The 20486-nt window shown below is 44.3% G+C and carries 15 protein-coding genes; 3 read left to right on the forward strand and 12 right to left on the reverse strand.

Annotated elements, in window-relative coordinates; translation table 11 throughout:
- Positions 1–72: 72 nt before the first annotated feature.
- The 6 genes from AC6R05_RS15560 to lrp form a co-directional block, all read right to left on the reverse strand.
- Complete coding sequence (locus tag AC6R05_RS15560; RefSeq protein WP_500647925.1) at positions 73–339, reverse strand: DksA/TraR family C4-type zinc finger protein; 267 nt, start codon at positions 337–339, stop codon at positions 73–75.
- Between the two features lie 188 nt (positions 340–527).
- Positions 528–1835 (reverse strand): serine--tRNA ligase, encoded by a 1308-nt coding sequence (gene serS, locus AC6R05_RS15565; protein ID WP_032552084.1) that lies wholly within the window; start codon positions 1833–1835, stop codon positions 528–530.
- 143 nt (positions 1836–1978) lie between these two features.
- Entirely contained in the window at positions 1979–3328 is a 1350-nt protein-coding gene (locus AC6R05_RS15570) for a replication-associated recombination protein A (protein ID WP_500647926.1), read from the reverse strand.
- 44 nt (positions 3329–3372) lie between these two features.
- A complete protein-coding gene (gene lolA / locus AC6R05_RS15575) occupies positions 3373–3969 on the reverse strand; it encodes an outer membrane lipoprotein periplasmic chaperone LolA (RefSeq protein ID WP_500647927.1) in 597 nt (198 codons plus the stop codon).
- A gap of 83 nt (positions 3970–4052) precedes the next feature.
- Positions 4053–7142 carry a DNA translocase FtsK 4TM domain-containing protein gene (locus AC6R05_RS15580; RefSeq protein WP_500647928.1) on the reverse strand — a complete coding sequence of 1030 codons (3090 nt, stop codon included), beginning with the start codon at positions 7140–7142 and terminating at the stop codon, positions 4053–4055.
- 129 nt (positions 7143–7271) lie between these two features.
- Entirely contained in the window at positions 7272–7766 is a 495-nt protein-coding gene (gene lrp, locus AC6R05_RS15585) for a leucine-responsive transcriptional regulator Lrp (RefSeq protein ID WP_004734558.1), read from the reverse strand.
- A gap of 174 nt (positions 7767–7940) precedes the next feature.
- On the opposite strand from lrp, the gene ald reads away from it, so the two are divergent.
- Entirely contained in the window at positions 7941–9065 is a 1125-nt protein-coding gene (gene ald / locus AC6R05_RS15590; protein WP_032552080.1) for an alanine dehydrogenase, read from the forward strand.
- Between the two features lie 108 nt (positions 9066–9173).
- Here ald and AC6R05_RS15595 read toward each other — a convergent pair whose 3' ends face one another.
- Positions 9174–10376: a methyltransferase gene (locus tag AC6R05_RS15595; RefSeq protein WP_500647929.1), complete on the reverse strand. Its 1203-nt coding sequence runs from the start codon at positions 10374–10376 to the stop codon at positions 9174–9176.
- 113 nt (positions 10377–10489) lie between these two features.
- The gene (gene cysB / locus AC6R05_RS15600) at positions 10490–11464 is read right to left on the reverse strand and encodes an HTH-type transcriptional regulator CysB (protein WP_150894075.1); all 975 of its coding nucleotides are present in this window, start codon (positions 11462–11464) and stop codon (positions 10490–10492) included.
- A gap of 342 nt (positions 11465–11806) precedes the next feature.
- Here cysB and AC6R05_RS15605 point away from each other — a divergent pair, with 342 nt between their 5' ends.
- Both AC6R05_RS15605 and miaE read left to right on the forward strand, forming a co-directional pair.
- Positions 11807–12571, forward strand: coding sequence for a DNA repair protein (locus AC6R05_RS15605; protein ID WP_150868945.1), 765 nt, complete (start codon positions 11807–11809; stop codon positions 12569–12571).
- Between the two features lie 128 nt (positions 12572–12699).
- Positions 12700–13464, forward strand: a complete 765-nt coding sequence (gene miaE, locus AC6R05_RS15610) for a tRNA isopentenyl-2-thiomethyl-A-37 hydroxylase MiaE (RefSeq protein ID WP_500647930.1) — start codon at positions 12700–12702, stop codon at positions 13462–13464.
- A gap of 83 nt (positions 13465–13547) precedes the next feature.
- Here miaE and AC6R05_RS15615 read toward each other — a convergent pair whose 3' ends face one another.
- From AC6R05_RS15615 to AC6R05_RS15630, 4 genes are all read right to left on the reverse strand, one after another.
- A complete protein-coding gene (locus AC6R05_RS15615) occupies positions 13548–17672 on the reverse strand; it encodes a M66 family metalloprotease (protein WP_500647931.1) in 4125 nt (1374 codons plus the stop codon).
- A gap of 28 nt (positions 17673–17700) precedes the next feature.
- Positions 17701–18573 (reverse strand): hypothetical protein, encoded by an 873-nt coding sequence (locus tag AC6R05_RS15620; RefSeq protein ID WP_285467331.1) that lies wholly within the window; start codon positions 18571–18573, stop codon positions 17701–17703.
- A 197-nt stretch (positions 18574–18770) separates the two neighbouring features.
- The gene (locus AC6R05_RS15625) at positions 18771–19586 is read right to left on the reverse strand and encodes an ABC transporter ATP-binding protein (RefSeq protein ID WP_285467332.1); all 816 of its coding nucleotides are present in this window, start codon (positions 19584–19586) and stop codon (positions 18771–18773) included.
- A 4-nt stretch (positions 19587–19590) separates the two neighbouring features.
- Entirely contained in the window at positions 19591–20475 is an 885-nt protein-coding gene (locus tag AC6R05_RS15630; protein WP_500647956.1) for an ABC transporter ATP-binding protein, read from the reverse strand.
- Positions 20476–20486 lie beyond the last annotated feature (11 nt).

The following is a 20486-nucleotide window of genomic DNA, read 5'->3' on the forward strand; positions in this document are numbered from 1 at the left end:
GTTGTCCGTCAAAACAACCGTTCATATCAACTGCTAACTCGTTTCTGTTAGCTCATTGTTTTTTGAAACAATTCATCGCAACTGGCTATCTTTACTCGCTCGGCGATTAAACAAGGCGTGTTGGTGAGAGGTATGCTCCAACATTGACTGACACTCAATACACAAGCGTATCCCTTGCATCGCCAATCGTCTTTTCTCTGGGATCTCGTCACCACACTCATCGCAATAATGAGCACTTTCTCCAGTCTTGATGTTACCTCTCACACGAGAGATCTCATCGGAAATGGTATCTTGAATTTGCTGGCTAACACTGTCGTCGCCAGTCCACCCTACAGCCATATGCCCTCCTCAATATCGTTATGAGAAAATCAATTCCTACCGCGGTAGGCGACCATTATACGAGCAACATCTATTGGATATAATCTAGCGTATGAGCAAATAACTATTACCTATTTGTAACAATAGCCAAATTCGGGCAATAAAAAACCCAGCGCAGTGGCTGGGTTTCAATATCAAAGGTTAACTCATTAACCGATGTGCGTTACGCCGCCCATGTACTTCTGAAGTACTGTTGGGATTGCGATACGGCCATCTGCTTCTTGGTTGTTCTCTAGAATCGCTACCATTGTGCGACCTACAGCAAGACCAGAACCGTTTAGTGTGTGTACAAGCTCAGGTTTCTTCTCACCTTTACGACGGAAACGCGCTTGCATACGGCGAGCTTGGAAGTCCCACATGTTTGAACAAGATGAGATTTCACGGTAAGTCTCTTGAGCTGGAACCCAAACTTCTAAATCGTAAGTTTTCGCTGCGCCGAAGCCCATGTCACCTGTACATAGAACCACTTTACGGTAAGGAAGCTCTAGAAGTTGTAGAACTTTCTCAGCATGACCTGTTAGTTCTTCTAGTGCTGCCATTGAGTCTTCTGGCTTAGTGATCTGTACAAGCTCAACTTTGTCGAACTGGTGCATACGGATAAGACCACGAGTATCACGACCGTAAGAACCTGCTTCAGAACGGAAACAAGGCGTGTGAGCTGTCATCTTAAGTGGCAGTTCCGCTTCTTCCGTAATGGTGTCGCGCACTAGGTTCGTTACTGGAACTTCCGCAGTTGGGATAAGTGATAGTTTCTTAAGAGGAACATCACTTACCTGCTCTGTTAGCGGGCTTGTGTGGAACAGGTCTTCACCGAACTTAGGTAATTGACCAGTACCGTATAGGCTGTCGTGGTTCACTAGGTACGGTACGTACATCTCTGTATAGCCGTGCTCATCAGTGTGAAGGTCTAGCATGAACTGAGCAATTGCACGGTGTAGACGCGCAAATTTACCCTTCATTACGATGAAGCGAGAACCAGAAATCTTAACCGCGCTTGCGAAATCAAGACCACCAGAAAGCTCACCAAGATCAACGTGATCTTTTACTTCAAAGTCGTAAGTCTTTGGCTCGCCCCAACGAGAGATCTCTACGTTGTCGTCTTCGTCTTTTCCTGCTGGTACTGACTCGTCTGGCAGGTTTGGAATCGCCATTGTGATCGCTTCAAGCTCACCTTGAAGATCTGCTAGTGCAACTTTAGCTGCGTCTAGTTCAGAACCTAGGTTACCTACTTCTGCAAGGATGCGCTCAGCTTCTTCGTGATCGCCTTTCGCTTTTGCTTGGCCAATGGACTTCGAGCGAGAGTTACGTAACGCTTGCAGTTCTTCAGTTTTCATTTGAAGGGACTTACGTTTTTCTTCAAGTTCACGAATTGTCTCTACATCAAGGTCAAAGCCTCGACGTGCTAATTTTGCCGCTGTTTCATCCAGCTCAGCTCGAAGTAATTTAGAATCCAGCATTGCTAATCCTATGCTTTAGTTATTTGAATATTCAGTAGTTTGACCACTGAAACACCACTAAACCGCCAAAATTGATGAATATTTCATCATTTTTTAACGATTTAATCTGAATTTTATGACTAGGTTAAGATATCCAAAAAAGGCTACTTTTCATAGCGTTTTTGTGGGCTTTTTGCGTCCAAATCCGCCAGATAATCTAGCTTCTCGCCAATCTTGGTCTCTAAGCCTCGTTTTGTTGGGAAATAGTACTGACGCTCACCCATTTCTGGTGGCAGATACTTTTCCCCTGCCGCGTAAGCCCCAGGTTCGTCATGAGCATAACGGTATTCTTGCCCATAGCCCATGTCCTTCATCAAATTTGTTGGCGCATTTCTTAAATGATGAGGCACTTCGTACTCAGGTAAGTTATGTGCATCGGTAAGCGCCTGCTTCCAAGCAGTGTAAACAGCGTTACTCTTTGGTGCACAAGCAAGGTAGACAACCGCTTGAGCAATCGCGCGTTCGCCTTCTGCAGGGCCAATACGAGTAAAGCAATCCCAAGCCGAAATCGCAACCTGCATGGCTCTTGGGTCAGCGTTACCGATATCTTCTGAGGCAATCGCCAATAGACGTCTCACGATGTACAAGGGATCACAGCCAGCAGCAATCATACGTGCCGACCAATACAATGCAGCATCTGGGTTTGAGCCACGAATGGACTTATGTACTGCTGAAATCAAGTCGTACCAAATATCGCCTTTGTTATCAAAACGAGCCACTTTCTCACCAGCGACTTCTGCTAGCAATTGAAGCGTAATTGACTTGCTGCCCTGCTCGTCATCCTCAGCCATATCGTAAAGTAGCTCAAGATAGTTCAGTGACATGCGAGCATCGCCATTCACTAACTCAGCTAAACGATCTAATACGTTGTCTGCAAAGTGGGCACTCACATCACCTAGGCCACGCTTTTTATCTTCAATAGCTTGGCGAATAACTAGAGAGATATCATCAGTATTGAGAGAAGTCAGTTTGTAGACACGCGCTCTCGAGAGCAAAGCGTTATTGAGTTCGAAAGACGGGTTTTCGGTTGTCGCTCCAATAAAGGTAACGGTGCCATCTTCGATATGTGGTAAAAACGCATCTTGTTGGCTTTTGTTGAACCTGTGCACCTCATCCACAAACAAAATAGTTCGACGACCCGCTTGCTTGTTCTCACGAGCTTTATCAATCGCTACGCGAATGTCTTTCACACCCGAAGTAACTGCTGACACTCGCTCGACTTCAGCATTGGCATAATTCGCAGCCACCTCGGCTAAAGTCGTCTTTCCGGTACCCGGTGGCCCCCACAAGATCATGGAGTGAATATGACCAGCTTCGAGCGCTCGACGCAGAGGTTTACCCGGTCCCAAAATATGCTGTTGACCGATGTACTGCTCAACCGTTTCTGGTCTCATACGAGCAGCAAGGGGACGAAAATCTTCGTCCCCCGAAAAGTCTAAACTGTAGTTACTCAATGGCTATCTCTTGATTCGCTATTAAATTGGACAACACTAAAGAATCAGTTTCTTTGGTCGTCAACTTCGACACCCTCTGGGGCGACGAAAGTAAAACGATCACTGCTTGGCTTACCAAGTTCAACATTACTGAATGTGAACTCACCTTTTTGACCGTCCTGCTCAATGACATTAAAGCCTTGAACGATGCCTTTGTCGTTGATCTGAATTTGGAAATTCCCTTGATTCGAATCAACAGCCGTTGGCTTGAGTGTAAATTGGTTACCCGATTGGGTTACATCGTAGTTATCCCAATCACTCTGTTGGTTGCGAGTAAGCAATACAAATGGAGTTTGCGCCGTTGCTTGTTCTTGCCAGTAGATACTGACTTGCTCAATGAACGGGCTATAGTACCAGAGGCTTTGACCATCAGAGACCAATAGATTTTCATCTGGGAACGTTGTTTCCCAGCGGAATAAGCTTGGGCGTGCAATTTCTACTGTACCCTCTCCTTCCATGACAACATCGCCATCAGGGCTTGTGACAACCTGTTTGAAATCAGCACTAAAGCCTGCGTTTAGCGCTAGTCGGTTGCTCAGTTCTTCCTTCGGTGAAGCGAAAACGGAAAAACTCATAAATAGAAGTGCGAGTGCTTTTTTCATTAATTATCCTGTTACAAGGTAAATCGGTCATAAAGCTATGACCGATCATTAAGGGTTGAGTTCCTATCTACGCAATTAAGCGATTACTCTTTCGGCGGTGCTGGCGCCAAGACTTCACGGTTACCATTGTGCCCCGGTGGGCTCACAATACCTTGAGCTTCTAACTGCTCAACAATGCGAGCTGCACGGTTATAACCGATCTTAAATCGACGCTGAACACCCGACACTGAACCGCGACGTGACTGAACTACATGCTCAACAACCTGATCAAACAATGGATCGACGTCTTCATCGCCTTCCATTTTTTCTCCCGGAAGCAGAGTTTCTGGGGTCTGTTCACCGTTGGTGATTTCATCGATGTAGTTCGGCTTACCACGAGCTTTCCAGTCGTTTACAACAGCATGTACATCATCATCTGATGCAAAGGCGCCATGAACACGAATGGTATGACTAGAGCCCGGTGGTAGATAGAGCATGTCACCCATACCTAGAAGCGATTCTGCGCCACCTTGATCCAAGATAGTACGAGAGTCTGTTTTCGTCGATACGGTGAACGCGACACGAGTTGGGATATTCGCTTTAATCAAACCAGTGATTACATCAACCGATGGGCGCTGCGTTGCAAGAATCAAGTGAATACCCGCTGCACGTGCTTTCTGAGCTAAACGTGCAATGAGTTCTTCAACTTTCTTACCCACCACCATCATTAAGTCGGCAAATTCATCGACAACCACAACGATGTAAGGCAGTTTTTCAAGCAATGGAGGCTCAGGGTCCATACTGTCGCCAGCTTGCCACAATGGGTCATGAATTGGGTGTCCCGCTTCCGCCGCCATTTTCAGCTTATCGTTGTAACCTTTAATGTTACGTACGCCTAGCGCCGACATTAGCTTATAACGTCGCTCCATCTCGCCCACACACCAGCGCAGTGCGTTAGAAGCATCTTTCATATCGGTAACCACTTCTGACAATAGATGTGGAATACCTTCATAAATAGACAGCTCGAGCATTTTCGGGTCGATCATAATGAAGCGCAAATCTTCAGGCGTTGCTTTATACAGCATACTCAAGATCATTACGTTCACACCCACCGATTTACCCGAACCCGTGGTACCGGCCACCAGCACGTGAGGCATTTTTGCGATATCAGCAATAACCGCTTCACCCGCGATGTCTTGGCCCATCACGACTGTTGTTGGTGATTTAGCATCAATAAACTGCTGACTACCCACCACATCAGAGAAGAAGACTGTTTGTCGACTCATGTTGGGTAGCTCTAAACCTACGTATGGTTTGCCCGGAATAACCTCTACTACGCGTACTGCCATCGCAGACAATGAACGTGCTAAGTCCATCGATAGACTTGAGATTCGACTCACTTTCACACCCGGTGCAAGATCAAGTTCAAATCGAGTAATAACTGGGCCAGGGAAAATATCCACCACCTCAGCTTTAATCTTGTAGTCAGCGAGCTTTGACTCAACCAGACGAGCGATATCTTCTAGAGCATCGCGGTCAATAAAGTTGTCACGCTTCTCAGGGTGATAAAGTAGTTCTAGGGTCGGCATCGGTGACGTTGGCTTAGGCAGATTAGGCTCTTTTTGAACCAAGAACGGGTTTTGCGCCGCCGCCATATTCGCCTGAGCTTCAGAAACAATATTCTGGAACGCCGCAACATCTTGGTCTGGGTGTGCAGGTTCTTCTTCCGTTACTTCTTCCCAAGGCAAGTCAATCGCCTGCTCTTCAACTTTATCTACTTCAGTATCCGTTTCGTTCCAATGACTTTCGTTAATACTAGATTCTTGACGAGGTATCTCTTCAAAAGCAGTTTCTTCAGCAATCTCATTATCAGCAGCAGGTTGTTCAATGAACATAGGTTCTGGCACAACTTCTGGCTCTGGGTCCGAGGTAAACGAGACTTGTTCTACTGGTTCACTGTTTTGTAACGGCTCCGCAATATATTCGGGTTCTTGTTCAGCAACAGGCTCTGGCGCAGCCTGAGGCTCAGCAGGCTGCTCTTGCATGTACTCTTGATAAGCAGCTTGCGAATGATGAGCTTCTGCTTGCGCTTGCTCGGCTAAGTCATCCTCATCCATCGCAGCATGCTCTAGTTGTTCAATAGTCGCATTCAGCTGCTTAGAGCGTTCTACACCTTCTTCCAATGGCTCTTCCGGTGCATGATAAACTGGCTCAGCTCTTTCAACTGGCTTAGGTGCTTCTATTGGTTGAGGCTCAACGAACTCTTGCATAAACGCAGCTGGTTCTGTAGGAGATGTTTTAACTGCAGCTTCAGGCGCTTTTTCAGGCATATGAATATTGAAGTGACGCTTAGGCTCTTCTGCCACAGGCATTTCCACTTCTAGTTCAGCAGTTGCCGAGAAGTGTAGGCTAGGATCGCTCGTCAGTGGGTCATTGGTTTCTTCAATCTCTTCAGCAACACCCTCAATTGGCAGATTCGACGCCTCAAGTTGTAACTCGTCGTGCTGCTCTGTTTCTCTCAGTTCTGGTTCCATTACCTCTTGGTCGTGGCCACGCACTTTGTTCACAAGGGCGGTAAATAGACGGATTGCAGAATCACCTAACCATTCAACAATGCTTAACCAAGAGATACCTGTTAATAGAGTAAAGCCCGCGCCCCACAAAAAGAGCAATACTAATGTAGAACCTAAAATGTTTAATGTCGGCAACGCTAAGCTAGTTAGTACATCACCAATCACACCACCTGATGAAAAGTACCAGATATCGTCAAAGTTGATATCTGCCAAACCACAGCTGGTTAATAGAAGAATCGTGAGGCCAAGTAAGCGAGTACCCCATAGCATGAAGTCGATGGTTTCATCTTCGTCGCGCTTGCGGAAAAGAACCCATGCCGCCAACGTAATAAGAATAGGCAGAGGGTAAGCTAGAGAACCAAAGACAAAAAACAGGGTGTCAGCTAACCAAGCACCAACATAGCCGCCTGCGTTTTGAATGTCGCCACCCCAAGCCGTTTGAGACCAAGATGGATCTGCCGGATTAAAAGTCAGCAATGCGACGGCAAGAAGAATTGAGAACAGTACACCTAGAATCAGGCTGCACTCTCTTAAGCGTTGGGTACCCGTCAAACGAGAAGACTGAGGCTCTTCACTCGTTTTGATGATTGTTTCGACTTTGTTGCCGCTCTCTTTGAACATAAACCAGCTTTATAAATGTGTTTGATAAAAACTACTGTTGATTTAACCATATCAAACGGAAAAACCCAATTCCAGAAAGCAAGAAAGCGGAAACTAAGTTCCGCTTTCTTGCTGTTCGACCATTGATGATTAACGAGTTTTAATCACCAGCTGGTTGGTTTGTTTCACTTCTTCCATTACCACGTAAGTACGAGTGTCGTTAACACCAGGTAGACGCAATAGCGTATCACCTAGAAGTTTACGGTAAGCACCCATATCTGATACACGTGTTTTTAGAAGATAGTCAAAGTCACCCGACACTAAATGACACTCTTGGATGTCGTCTAGTTTTTGAACGGCAGTGTTAAATTGTTCAAACACATCTGGCGCACCGCGGTTCAATGTGATTTCAACAAACACCAATAGTGATGCATCTAAGTACTGAGGATTAAGCAGCGCTGTATACCCTGTAATGTACCCTTGACGCTCCAAACGACGAACACGTTCAAGACACGGAGTCGGAGAAAGACCCACACGTTTTGAGAGTTCAACGTTCGAAATACGACCGTCTTTTTGCAACTCATTAAGAATGTTGCGGTCGATACGGTCTAGTTCCTTGGACGGCTTCTTATAGTTGTCTGCCATTTTTTATTCCACCTTATTACTTCCTTGCAAAAAAATATACTACAACTTTTTAATATTCAGTATCAAATTTTATCTCAACATATCTATACTAGATATTAATTCGACAGAATTACCCTACACACAGTTAATACAACTACTATAGATTATACAACCAAAATAAAATGAGGATTCAGGATGATTATTGGCGTACCTAAGGAAATCAAAAACCACGAGTACCGTGTTGGTATGATCCCAGCTAGCGTGAGAGAACTAATCTCACATGGTCACCAAGTTTTTGTTGAAACCAATGCCGGCAACGGTATCGGCTTTTCAGACGATGATTACATCGCTGTAGGCGCATCCATTCTTCCTACTGCTGCTGACGTATTCGCGAAAGCAGATATGATTGTAAAGGTTAAAGAACCTCAAGCTGTCGAGCGAGCTATGCTTCGTGAAGGGCAAATATTATTTACTTATTTACACCTTGCACCAGATTTTCCACAAACTGAAGAGCTTATCAAGAGCAAAGCTGTCTGCGTAGCCTATGAGACTGTAACAGATAATATGGGTCGCTTGCCACTATTAGCGCCAATGTCTGAAGTTGCAGGTCGCATGTCTATTCAAGCGGGTGCACAAACTCTTGAGAAATCTCACGGCGGTCGTGGTCTTCTACTTGGCGGCGTTCCAGGTGTTGAGCCAGCAAAAGTTGTTGTTGTCGGCGGCGGCGTAGTAGGTGCTAACGCAGCTCGTATGGCTGTTGGCCTACGTGCAGACGTAACTATCCTAGACCGTAACGTTGATACACTTCGTCGCCTAGATGAAGAGTTCCAAGGCCGCGCTAAAGTGGTTTACTCTACTGAAGACGCTATCGAGAAGCACGTTCTTGAAGCTGACCTAGTTATCGGCGCTGTACTAATCCCAGGCGCAGCTGCTCCTAAACTAGTGACTAAAGAGCACATCGCTAAGATGAAGCCAGGCGCAGCAGTCGTTGACGTTGCAATCGACCAAGGCGGTTGTTTCGAGACTTCTCACGCAACAACACACGCAGAACCAACTTACATCGTTGACGACGTAGTTCACTACTGTGTTGCTAACATGCCAGGTGCCGTTGCTCGCACTTCAACATTCGCACTAAACAATGCAACACTTCCTTACATTGTTAAACTAGCGAACAAAGGCTACCGTGAAGCGCTTCTAGAAGACAAAGGCTTCCTAGAAGGTCTAAACGTTATCCACGGTAAAGTAACTTGCAAAGAAGTTGCAGAGAGCTTTGACCTAGAATACGTAGATCCAGCTGAAGCTATCGCAATGTTCAACTAAGTAGATTGCTAGACAGTTTTGACTGACTAGAAATGTAAAAGCCAGCTTGACTCTTTTCAAGCTGGCTTTTTTATATCTTATAGCTGGCAACACTAGTTGGCGTCTACTTTAGCTATCCGCCTTCCAACCTCGAATCAGAATATTACGTGGCGTGATGTGTCTTTCGCAAAACTGTTCAATCGACGTTTGGTAGCCCTGCTCCTCTAGGTAGAGCGCCCTATCCAAAGCTAGCCACATCTCTAATGGTCTTCTAAACACTTGCTGTACCAAACTCAGTCGCTCCATATTCCAGAAAAGCTGCTCACCTAACCTTTCATATAACTCGAAATCTAGCTCGCTAGGTAAAACGATCTCTTTTTGATTCGCGGCCCACCAGCAAAATGCTTCAAACCCCTGAGACAGCTCTGACTTTTTGATGCTCGGAACTGGTAAATACTCTAAAACCCCAAGCTCACGCTTAATCAACTGACCAAAGCCCAATCGAAAGCTCATCTCCAATTGACGATGCCTCTTAACACGCTCTCCTCCAGTGACAGTTTCCTGCAATGGAATTCGCAGGTCAGATTTCGAAAGAGAAAGTTGTGCAGACTGAGCCAATTTTGACATGGCTTGATAGCGTTCCGACTGAATCAAGTGGTAACAACACGGTGAGACCGTAACCGCTGGAAGCGAGTGGTTCACCGCCTTATTGAGCAAGGTGACGTGCAAATCACCACAAGCGTGGAGTGCTACTGCATGTTGATTGTGGTTAAACACCTTATCGGAGTCCTCAGAAAAAGCGTCCCCTTGCACGAATTGCATCGGCAGTTGCTGCGCATCAGCAATCGCTTGGCCACTGTCACACAGCGATTGCTGCCATTCAAAACTGGTCACTTGTTGCTGCGACTGTTGCGATAAGATTCTTCCAAGGAACCCTTTACCAGAGCACCATTCAAGCCACTCCGTCCCTTTATGATGGTCCAATACGGCTTCACTCATCGACATGATCTGCTCGAGCTTACGCCCAGGGATTCCAGTGTCCGTCCCTTTAGGGAGATCTAACCCTTTTCTCTCCAATGTCGATAGCTCAACAGCCTCAACAACTCGAGATAAATCAGGGAAAAATGCGTTCAACTCTTCTATTAGAGACGCTGGCTGCTCTTTGAAAGCCAAGACCTGGTCGTTACTAAGCGATTGTAGCCAAGTAAACAGAGGTTGATTGTGGCGACGCCAAGGAAGCTCATCTTGTTGGCAAAGATGGAACGGCTCAGAACGCCAATAAACTTGGTGTTGATGAAGAAAAGAATCAAGAATTTGGAATTTGGATTGCATGCGGCCCCCTGTAATGGAGGGATTGTAGGTGGAAGCCATGCAAATAGAAAGTATTGGTGGACAGCTGATAGTAATCAGGCCTACTCAAAAGGCAGGCCTGAACATCATAATATCTATCTTACTGGAAGTTCGATGTCTTTAAACATCTCTTCAATTTCTTCATTTGATTTCAACGAAATCGCTTGTTCAACGACAGGGCGCGTTAAGTGTGGTGCAAAACGTTCCATAAAATCGAACATGTACGAACGTAAGAAGGTACCACGACGGAAGCCGATACTGGTCGTGCTCGCACCAAATAGGTGGCTCGCATCAATCGCAACTAGGTCTGTATCTTGTTCCGCATCAATCGCCATGCTCGCAATAACACCAACACCAATCCCCATACGCACGTAAGTCTTAATTACATCGGCATCGGTTGCAGTAAACACAACACGTGGCGTTAATCCGACTTTGTTAAACGCAGTGTCGAGTTCTGAACGACCAGTAAAACCGAATACATAGGTCACTAGCGAGTATGCCGCTAAGTCTTCGATGGTTACTTTCTGTTTTTGTGCCAACGGGTGGTCTTTCGTCACCACGATTGAACGATTCCAGTGATAGCACGGCAACATAATCGCATCTTGATAGAGATGAAGAGCTTCTGTTGCAATTGCGAAGTTCGCAGTACCCTTCGCCACAGCTTCTGACATCTGACTTGGCGTGCCTTGGTGCATGTGAAGTGATACTTTTGGGTAACGAGCGGTGAAGCCTTTAATCACGTCAGGTAGCGCATAACGCGCTTGTGTATGGGTTGTAGAGATGTTCAAAGTACCCATTTCTGGGTGAGTATGTTCGCCAGCTACCGCTTTGATACTCTCGACGCGAGCAAGAATTTCCTGCGAGATTCGAACAATGTCTTCACCTGCTTGCGTCACTTGAGTCAGGTGCTTGCCACTACGCTCGAAGATCTGGATACCTAATTCGTCTTCAAGCAAACGAACTTGCTTACTGATGCCCGGCTGAGACGTATAAAGACTCTCAGCTGTCGCAGAGACATTCAGGTTATGGTTGACTACTTCAACAATGTACTTCAGTTGTTGTAACTTCATCGGTGACCTCGTAATCCTTTACTCATTTCAGTGCTAACTTATTAAGAAAGTAAGCGAGTTAAACTTAGCGAATATAATAAATAGTTATAACGCCTTACTGGCAAAAATGATAGGAAAATTGAGTTTTTATAGAGCCTGATATGAAACCGTCGCCACTCCTTTGTAATCAATCCCTCATTATCAGTAAATAGTTTTCACTTTTTGATTACGTAGCAACATGAACAAGAGATAATGGCAAATCAAAATTTACAAGGCAGATAAGCGATTTACGGGTGTAGATACTCTATGGAATCGTGTATCCTCTGAAGTTAGCGATAGAACACAACAAGCAGACGCAATTATATGAATATTGGTTTAATTATTGCCTTAGTAGCCATTCTTTTGGTGTTGGTATTGGGCTACAACATCATGCTTCAGTACAAAGTTAAGGTGGAAACAGCGAAGAAACAGGAATCTTCTCGTTATTTGACCATTATCGATGGAACGGAAGAGCTGATTGGTAACGCGCATCACATGCCGTTTAGCCAAGACCTGCTGGTGTGCTTAAACACACGTATCCTCGATTCGCTTGAAAACATGTATGAGTTGGATCCCAAAAACAAACAACTTGCCCAACGCATTGAGAGTGTGAAACAACAGATCACTCAGCTAAAAGAGAACTATCAAGGTGGTGAAAGCACTGCTTTCCGCGTCCCTAGTAGTGACAAGCAAGCCATTATGATGTTGAAGTTGGTTAAACGCCTACGTGATACCATTCGCAGTGAACACAATAAGGGTCGTTTTGAAACTCAAGCTTACGTTGCAGAGAATGCTCGCCTAGAGACTATCCAGATTCGAATCAACATCGAGAACGTAATTAAGCGTGCTAACGACTCAATTGCTCGCGGCCAACCCGGTACAGCTATTCAACTGCTTCGTAAGGGTATTGACGCACTGACCACGAAAAATGACCCATATTCGAACCAGGCTCGTGAGAAGTTACAAGAGATGCTGAACGAACTTGATCAAAAGCGCCAAGATCGCAACGCACAAGAGCTTCAACAAATGGAGTCCAAAGAACGCGAAGACGATATGGATGCGCTATTTGGTCAGAAGAAGAAGTGGTAATCCCTCTCATCTAATACAACTCCCTAAGGCTGCCTCACTGGCGGCCTTTTTTACACCAAGAAAGCCCCTCCTAACCTTAATGTTCCTGTGGTAATATCTCGTTTTTCCAAAACTACTCAAGCTCTAGCATGTATCAAGAACTATTAGCTCCTATTCACTCCTTTCTAAAAGCCGAAACGCCAGACTCTTGGATCGACGAAGCCAAAAAGCCAGAAAACCTGCATATCATTTTACGTGATCACATGTTGTGTGAGCTAAAAGCTGCTCAGAGTGCCCTATTTCTGATTCGCAAATATGCGGTTGATAAAGAAAGTGCAATTCAGCTAAATGAGTGGATTAAGCCATACGAAGAGTTCGCCTACCGTCGCAAGGGAGATTTGGAATCGCTGCGTGGTAAGAGCAACGCATCAAAGCAGATCACAGCCAAAGAAGGTTGTGCTTATGGCGACGATCTCATCGACAAAATGGTACTGCTGATCAAAGAAGAACTGCACCACTTTTACCAAGTGATGGAGCTAATGGAAAAGAAAGGTGTCACATATCAACCTATCGAAGCGGGTCGCTACGCAAAAGGCTTGATTAAACATGTGAAAACGTACGAACCAGACGCTTTAGTGGACAAATTGATTATTGGTGCCTTTATTGAAGCACGCTCTTGTGAGCGCTTCGCAAAGCTCGCACCTTTCCTAGAAGAAGATATGGAGAAGTTCTACGTGTCTCTTCTTCGTTCAGAGGCTCGTCACTACCAAGATTATCTAGAGCTTGCTGAACAAATCGCGGGTAAGGATATTTCCGAGCGTGTCGCTCACTTCGCACGTGTAGAAGCGGAGCTCATTACATCTGACGACAGCGACTTTAAATTCCATAGTGGCGCTCCAGTTATCGCTGCTTAGTGACGTCCAACTGGAATATTAACGTACAAAAGAAAAGGCTCGCAAATGCGAGCCTTTTGTTATTTCTAATGGAAATTTACCCGTTAAAAATCTTCAGCATTTGGCAAGCGATCAAGCAATTCGTAATACTTACCTGCAACGCTCGCAATGTCACCACTCTGGTAGGCTTTGATCATATTAAGATCTTTAGCCCACAGGTCTTTGTCTGCATCTGAAGCCGCAACATAGCCCGCATATAGGTTATCTACAGCCGACATCATAGAATCACCTAAGTCATTAAAGATTAGAATCATCGCATCAGAGTATGCAGCATATGCTTTTGAAACCGGCTGAGCTTCACCACCTTTATACTGAACAGTACCTGCTGATGCGTCGTAGACAACGTCGCCCGAAGCAATACCTGCGTCGACAAAGTTGTTAAACGACGTTGCAAAGCTTAAGACTCCTGCTGCGATATCAACATCAATGTTCGTCTTCATAGCATTCACCATCGGTGCATCAAGTAACAAAACGGCATCATGATATTGAGGCAGGATATCGGTTCTGAAAGGACCCCATGCTGTTTCAACATTGGTCACAATCGTTGCAAGTTCCGTAGAATCATAGTTATCTAGGTAGACTTTCAACGCGTAGCCATCAGAGCTGACTAACTGGTTGGCATATTCATAAGCCAGTTTGTTTGCCTTGGTCGCCACGTAAGTTTCGCCGTCAATGACAAACTCAACTTTTTCTCCTGCAATCAAGCCGTAGCGGTCTTGCTGTTTCGTAAATGCATCCAACTGAGCCTTACCTAAAGATTTCACCGTGTAGTCATTCGATTGCATTTCATCGACACCCATGCTCAAAATCAAATCACCAATACGTTGACGGTCTCGACCAGAGATTCCAAAGAATCGCTCAATACCTCGCGGCATTGGAGAGAGTGATTCCATCTTCTCCGTAATGTGAAGGTTTACATCAACGCCATTTAGGTTGGTGTAGGCTTTACCCTCAGCATCAACCAACTCTACCGGTGTATTTAAGCCTTCGTTTGAGATCATGTTTGAGATGATATCTTCGTACTGCTCTTGCACTCCAGGAAGATCTAATAGTGATGCGAAGCTCACTTCATCGGTATAACGATTTGAGTAACGACGAGCTAGGAAATAACTTGCTAACGCTTTGTCTGGCCAGCTACCTAGTACAGATACTGCATTTGACCAAGGGTAATCAGGATCAAAGCTACCAATTGAATTCAGGAAACGCCCATTTTTCGTCTCTGCAACAGCTGTATACCCACTATCTGCATCTTCGATAAATTTAGCAGCTTGCTCATCAAAACAGTTCGCATCAATCAAATCGTAGTTTGCAGGTAACAAGTGAGAGTTGTTGTTAAGAAGCTGACCAAATGAAATTACTTTTTGATCACCGCTGGCATTTTGAATCACACACTGATGTTCTGGCGTCGCTAACACATCCAAGAAGTATGCTGCTGCGTTCTTAGCGCCATCTGCATAGTCACAGAACCAATAGTTTGCTTCAGCGCCTGGTGTTGTACAGTAAGTCTCGTTAGAAGCTAATCGCAGTAAGAAATCACCCGGCTTATCCGTGGAAGATGTGTAACCAAGGTTATTGTATAGATCATCAATGCGTTCTAGATCTTCCATCTTGTCACGGATTGATGTCATCTCACGATAACGACGAACAATATAGCCAGGGTAATCCGAAGAATACAAACCATTGGTGCTGTATTCTGCAAGGTTACGGCGATCATAGCTGTCTAAGTAGCTCTGCCATTCATATGCAACGATCTCGTTAAGACTTGTACCTTCATCAAAACGGTTACAATCACTGTTAAGAGAAACGTTACCATCGGTACAGAAACCGTAACTCTTACGTTCGATATTGTGTACATTATCTAAGTAGTAAAGTACACCATATCGCGTTTTTGCATAATCTTCAGGATCATCACTTAACGCGGCAATATCGAAACGACTGAAGTCACAGTTATAAAGAGACTTGCCAGCTTGATCGCCCGATAACGCCATGATTTCGCTACATACCATCAATGAGTCATTGTCCACATTGTTGCCAAAACGGTTGGCAAAGCTTTGCTGATACGCCTGTAGATCCGCAAGGTATTGTTGATAAGCTGCTTTCTCTTCGTCAGTACCTTCATCACCTGGATTTGCAACCGCCGCTGGCATGGCAGATGAAGAGTCTTGAATGGTTTCTACTTTACGCCCATAACCAAACTTAAACGCTGCAATATCATATAGACCCCATGTTGGCGTTTCATCCAACATGCTTGGTGCATAGTCCATGGTTGAGCTGTAAGCTGGAATATTATTTAGACCAAGAGCATGAGCCTGTTCTAGGGTGTAGTAATTTTCCTTGTCGTTCGAACCTTTGAAGTTATGACGTAAACCAACGTTATGACCCAATTCATGAACAAGTGTATTGCTGTATGTTGCAACGGTTATCGCATCAGCAGCCTCTTGTTGAAGATCTTTTGGTAAGTACTTCCAACGTCGTAGTTCTCGTGATGTTTCAACGCCATTATCATCAACCTTGATGTTAAAGTAGCGGTCGTCATCGAACTTAAGGTTATCAAGCATCGCTTTACTGGTTGAAGAGACCCACGACGCTTCAATTGGGTATGCATTGTTTTCAGACCAGAATGCCAGACGGTTCTCTTCAGCCGCTACGACATCTTCAAAGTCCATATCGTCACTGAAGTTTTTGGTAAGAATGGTCGGAGCTTGTGAAGGTGTTCGATCGCCTGTCAGCTCTTCTTTAGTCAAGGCTGGCGCTACGTCATCAACTTTAGGTAACTTAGACATTGCTGCCATAGTCGATAACTGTTGAATACGGCTTTCTACTTCAGCAACGGCAGGAGCTGAATCACCTTCAGTCGGCAGTGCTGGTAAACCATTCAGAGACAACTCATTTCGGTTGTAAAAACGTGCTAGGTTATCCCAATAATAAGGCACACCCGTTCTTGCTACACCCGCATATTGGTTAACATGCGCTTTAATGATCTCACCCGTCATCGGGTTAGCTACCGAAGGTCCATAACCTAGCAGACCATTCGCTAGAGGCTCGTCAACCAAGTTAATGATGTTATAGCGCAGATCACCCGGGTGTATACCTGCTGGCGCCGCTGAGTTGACAATTTCAATCGCTGGTTTGCCAGCATCATTACCAAACAAAGACAGCGCTTTGTTCATTTTGTCGATGGTTTGAATAGTCGAGTCTAAGAAAAGCTTATTCTTATCTTCGAAGAAGTTGTCCGTCAGATAGTATTTGATCGTACCGTTGTCTGGGTTAAATCGATTCAGATAAACAACATCACGATCATACTTGTTGGTGATCGGGTTGAGCTTTTTCGTTTGTGTAGTGAAAAAACCAATATCATTTTCATCACCGACTGGGTACATCACAGGTTGGTAGTTATCCGAAGCAACTACGCTTTCATGAACCAATGAGTAATAGAAACGCGCCTTGAAGGCACCATCAACCAATGCTTCTTCTAAGCCAGATTTAGTTGAAAAATTAATGTAGTCAGAAAGGTTATCTAAATCGACTTGGAAAGTGCGCTCTAACTCGAAATTGAGAATACCGTTCTCAGGATCAAAGTCCCAAGAAATCACTTTTGCGGTTCCCTGCTCTGTAATACCATCCTTCAAACCATACAGATCTTCCCAGTTAAACTCAGATACGATCAGCTCTTCTGGTTTAGGCGTGAAGTGAGTCTTCTTACGATAGTCTAAGCTTTTATCTTCATTTATCTCTTCGGTATTAGTACAGTCGTCATACGCATCTTCCTTACAGCGGTAAGCGGCAAAGTCGCCCGGAATTTCTAATACTTGCGCGAAGTTAACAAGATCATCACTGCCGACGATATCTTGCTCTGCACAATAATTGTTTTCGTCTTTTGGTAACGAAGAGTCAGGGTAATTTTTATCAAATGCACGCACCTCTAAACCAGTTTTGGTATAACAGAGTTCTACATAGCGTCCCATACCTTGTAGGAACGGAAATTGGTTTAATGCAAATCGTGGTGCAGCACCTGTCGTTGGAACATAAAACCAACGGCCGTCTTTAAGGTCTTGTACTGCAACTTCCTTAGAATCTCGCTCTTGAAGCTCGTATGCTTGGTCATCAGCACCACACCCAGCCAAAATAGCCGTAATTGCGGAGCTTAATGCAATCTTTTTAAAGTCCATATTGAATCCTTTTATTATTTTTATTTCCCTAAAATGAGAATGTTATATCTGCTGAGTAAGAGGCTTTGTCTGCATCGAATAGATCGATATTGCCCAGTGTGCCTCGTTCTGCATCTGCATATGCGCCTGACGTTGCGGCAGCTAGCGTAAATGACCAATTGTCGTTAAAGTCATACGCTCCATAGATAGAACCGCCATAGTCGACCGAATCACGTCTAGTTCCTTTGTAACTAATGGTATTTCCGCCTAAGGCATCAATTCCCAAAGTTAATTTGTCCCAGCTGTAACTCGCACCAGTAAATAGCGAGTACGTCCATTCAGTCAGAGACTTACCACCATAAGTTTTATATTTATGAAAATTCTTTCTAAGTCGGGGCGATATATTAAAATTCACTCCCCAGTGCTCGAAACTGATTGGAACAGCTAATCTGAATGCGGTTTGTAACTTATCGTTACGAGACGCTTCAGAGGTGGGAATAGTAAATTGCCCACTTGCACCTATTTTTCCACTCTCCCCAAACTCATATAACTTAGAGTGGCTTAGCCCTATAACCGAATCAGTAGCGTATGTCCCTACTTCATCGTCTAGTGCTCGATATCCACCCGAAGATATATATGCCTTCATATTTTCGGAGAGTTTATATTTCAGTGTGCCATCCCATGAGAAGCTTCGATCTGCTCGATAGTCATCTTTGTTGTATATATTTGTCGAATAACCAGCAGTAACGGATCCGCTGATATTACAAGTTATACAAGATGCATCGTTTTCATTTTGTGTTGATTCAGCTTTATCGTTAATATTATCAACACTATTATCGCCTTCTGCGTAAACAGAAAAAGTAAACATAGTGCTTAACAATATTGCGATCGGCTTCACCTTCCACTTTATTGTGTTATGCATGCTTTTTAACTTCCATGAATGTTAAGTTCAGTCATTGAACTTATTTAAATAATCCATCAAATTTTGAGTGAACAAACACCTCAATATTTATCACTAAATATCGATAGACTTTTTAGCAACAGAACCTTGCTGCCAAATTACTTTACAATTGAATTACAAATTTTCTTTGTATTATTTTGTACAGAATTGTATTAATGCTATTTTCTCTTTGTACGCTTCCTACGATTAGGGTGTGTTATTGGTATTGCTGAAAGTAGTTTCTTTGTATATTCATTTTTAGGGTTATTATATATTTCCATTGCAGAGCTATATTCCACAATCTTACCAAAATACATTACAGCGACGTCATCCGAAACCTGTTTAACAACAGAAAGATCGTGAGAAATAAAAATAATTGCTAGATTCATCTCCTTCTGTAAATTTAATAGCAAGTTAATAATCTGTGCTTGTACCGACACGTCTAACGCTGAGACGGACTCATCACAAATAAGCAATTTAGGTTTTAGAGCGATGGCCCGAGCGATTCCGATACGTTGACGTTGTCCACCAGAAAACTCATGAGGGTAACGATCAACCGACTCTCTGGCCAAACCCACCTTATCCAACAACTCTAATACCCACTGCTTGCGCTCTTTATTGGTACCGACATTATGGATAATATAGGGCTCTTCCAAAATCATACCGATGGTATGCCGTTGATTGAGAGACTCCATCGGATCTTGAAAGACAATCTGCATCTCTTTACGAAGTGGTCTCATCTCCCGAGCTTTCCAATGAGTGATGTCTTTTCCTTCAAAGAAAATTCGTCCAGATGTTGGTTCAAACAACTTCAATATTGTTCGTCCCAATGTGCTCTTTCCGCACCCTGATTCCCCAACTAGCCCCAAGGTTTGCCCTTGGTGCAGAGAAAAAGAGACGCCGTCAACGGCCTTAATCACATACCCTTTTGAGAACAACCTTTTTCCAGAGACAAAATGCTGAGTTACGTTTTCGATTCTTAATACTTCTGACATTAAGCTACCCCTTAAACTCAGGGAACAATGAAGTATCAATAGGTTTTATCTCTATTTGTTGCTTTGGTGGATGATCCAAACTTGGCATTAAACCCAGTAAACGCTTTGTATAAGGGTGTTTCGGGTAATCGAACAGCTCGAATACATCTGCATACTCAACAATTCGCCCTCCATACATGACAGCTACGTCATCACACACCTCTGCAACAACACCTAAATCGTGAGTAATAAACAACATCGCCATGCCGGTCTCTTGTTGTAGATCTCTCATCAGCTCTAAAATAGAGGCTTGAACCGTAACATCTAGAGCCGTGGTTGGTTCGTCACAAATCAACACGTCTGGTTTGCATGCAAGAGCCATAGCTATCATTACGCGTTGTCTCATCCCACCAGATAGGTTATGCGGATATTCGTCGATACGTTTCTCTGGCATTGGAATTTTGACCTTTTCCAACATCTTGATCGCATATTGTCTTCTATCAGCTTTCTTCAACTCAGGTCGATGAAGCGCTAGCACCTCCATTAGCTGCTTACCGATACTATGTACCGGGTTAAGTGCCGTCATTGGATCTTGGAAGATGATAGAGATCGAGTTACCTCGCATTTCATACATAGAATCGGGTGGCAAGGTAACGAGATCCTGATTGTTATAAAGAATCTCCCCACCGACAATCTGACCATAAGGCTTAGGTAGCAGACCCATAATCGACATGGATGTGACGCTTTTACCACAACCAGACTCTCCAACCAGACCTAGAGTTTTGCCTTTTTTAACTTTGAAGCTGACGCCATGCAGTACCTGAACGACTTCCGAGTCAGTAGCAAAAGTAACTTCTAGATCTTTTACTTCCAACACCACATCGCAATTAGGATCTTGTTTATATTCCATAGTCATACAAG

The organism is Vibrio sp. R11-SG3-ISO9 (assembly GCF_059834255.1).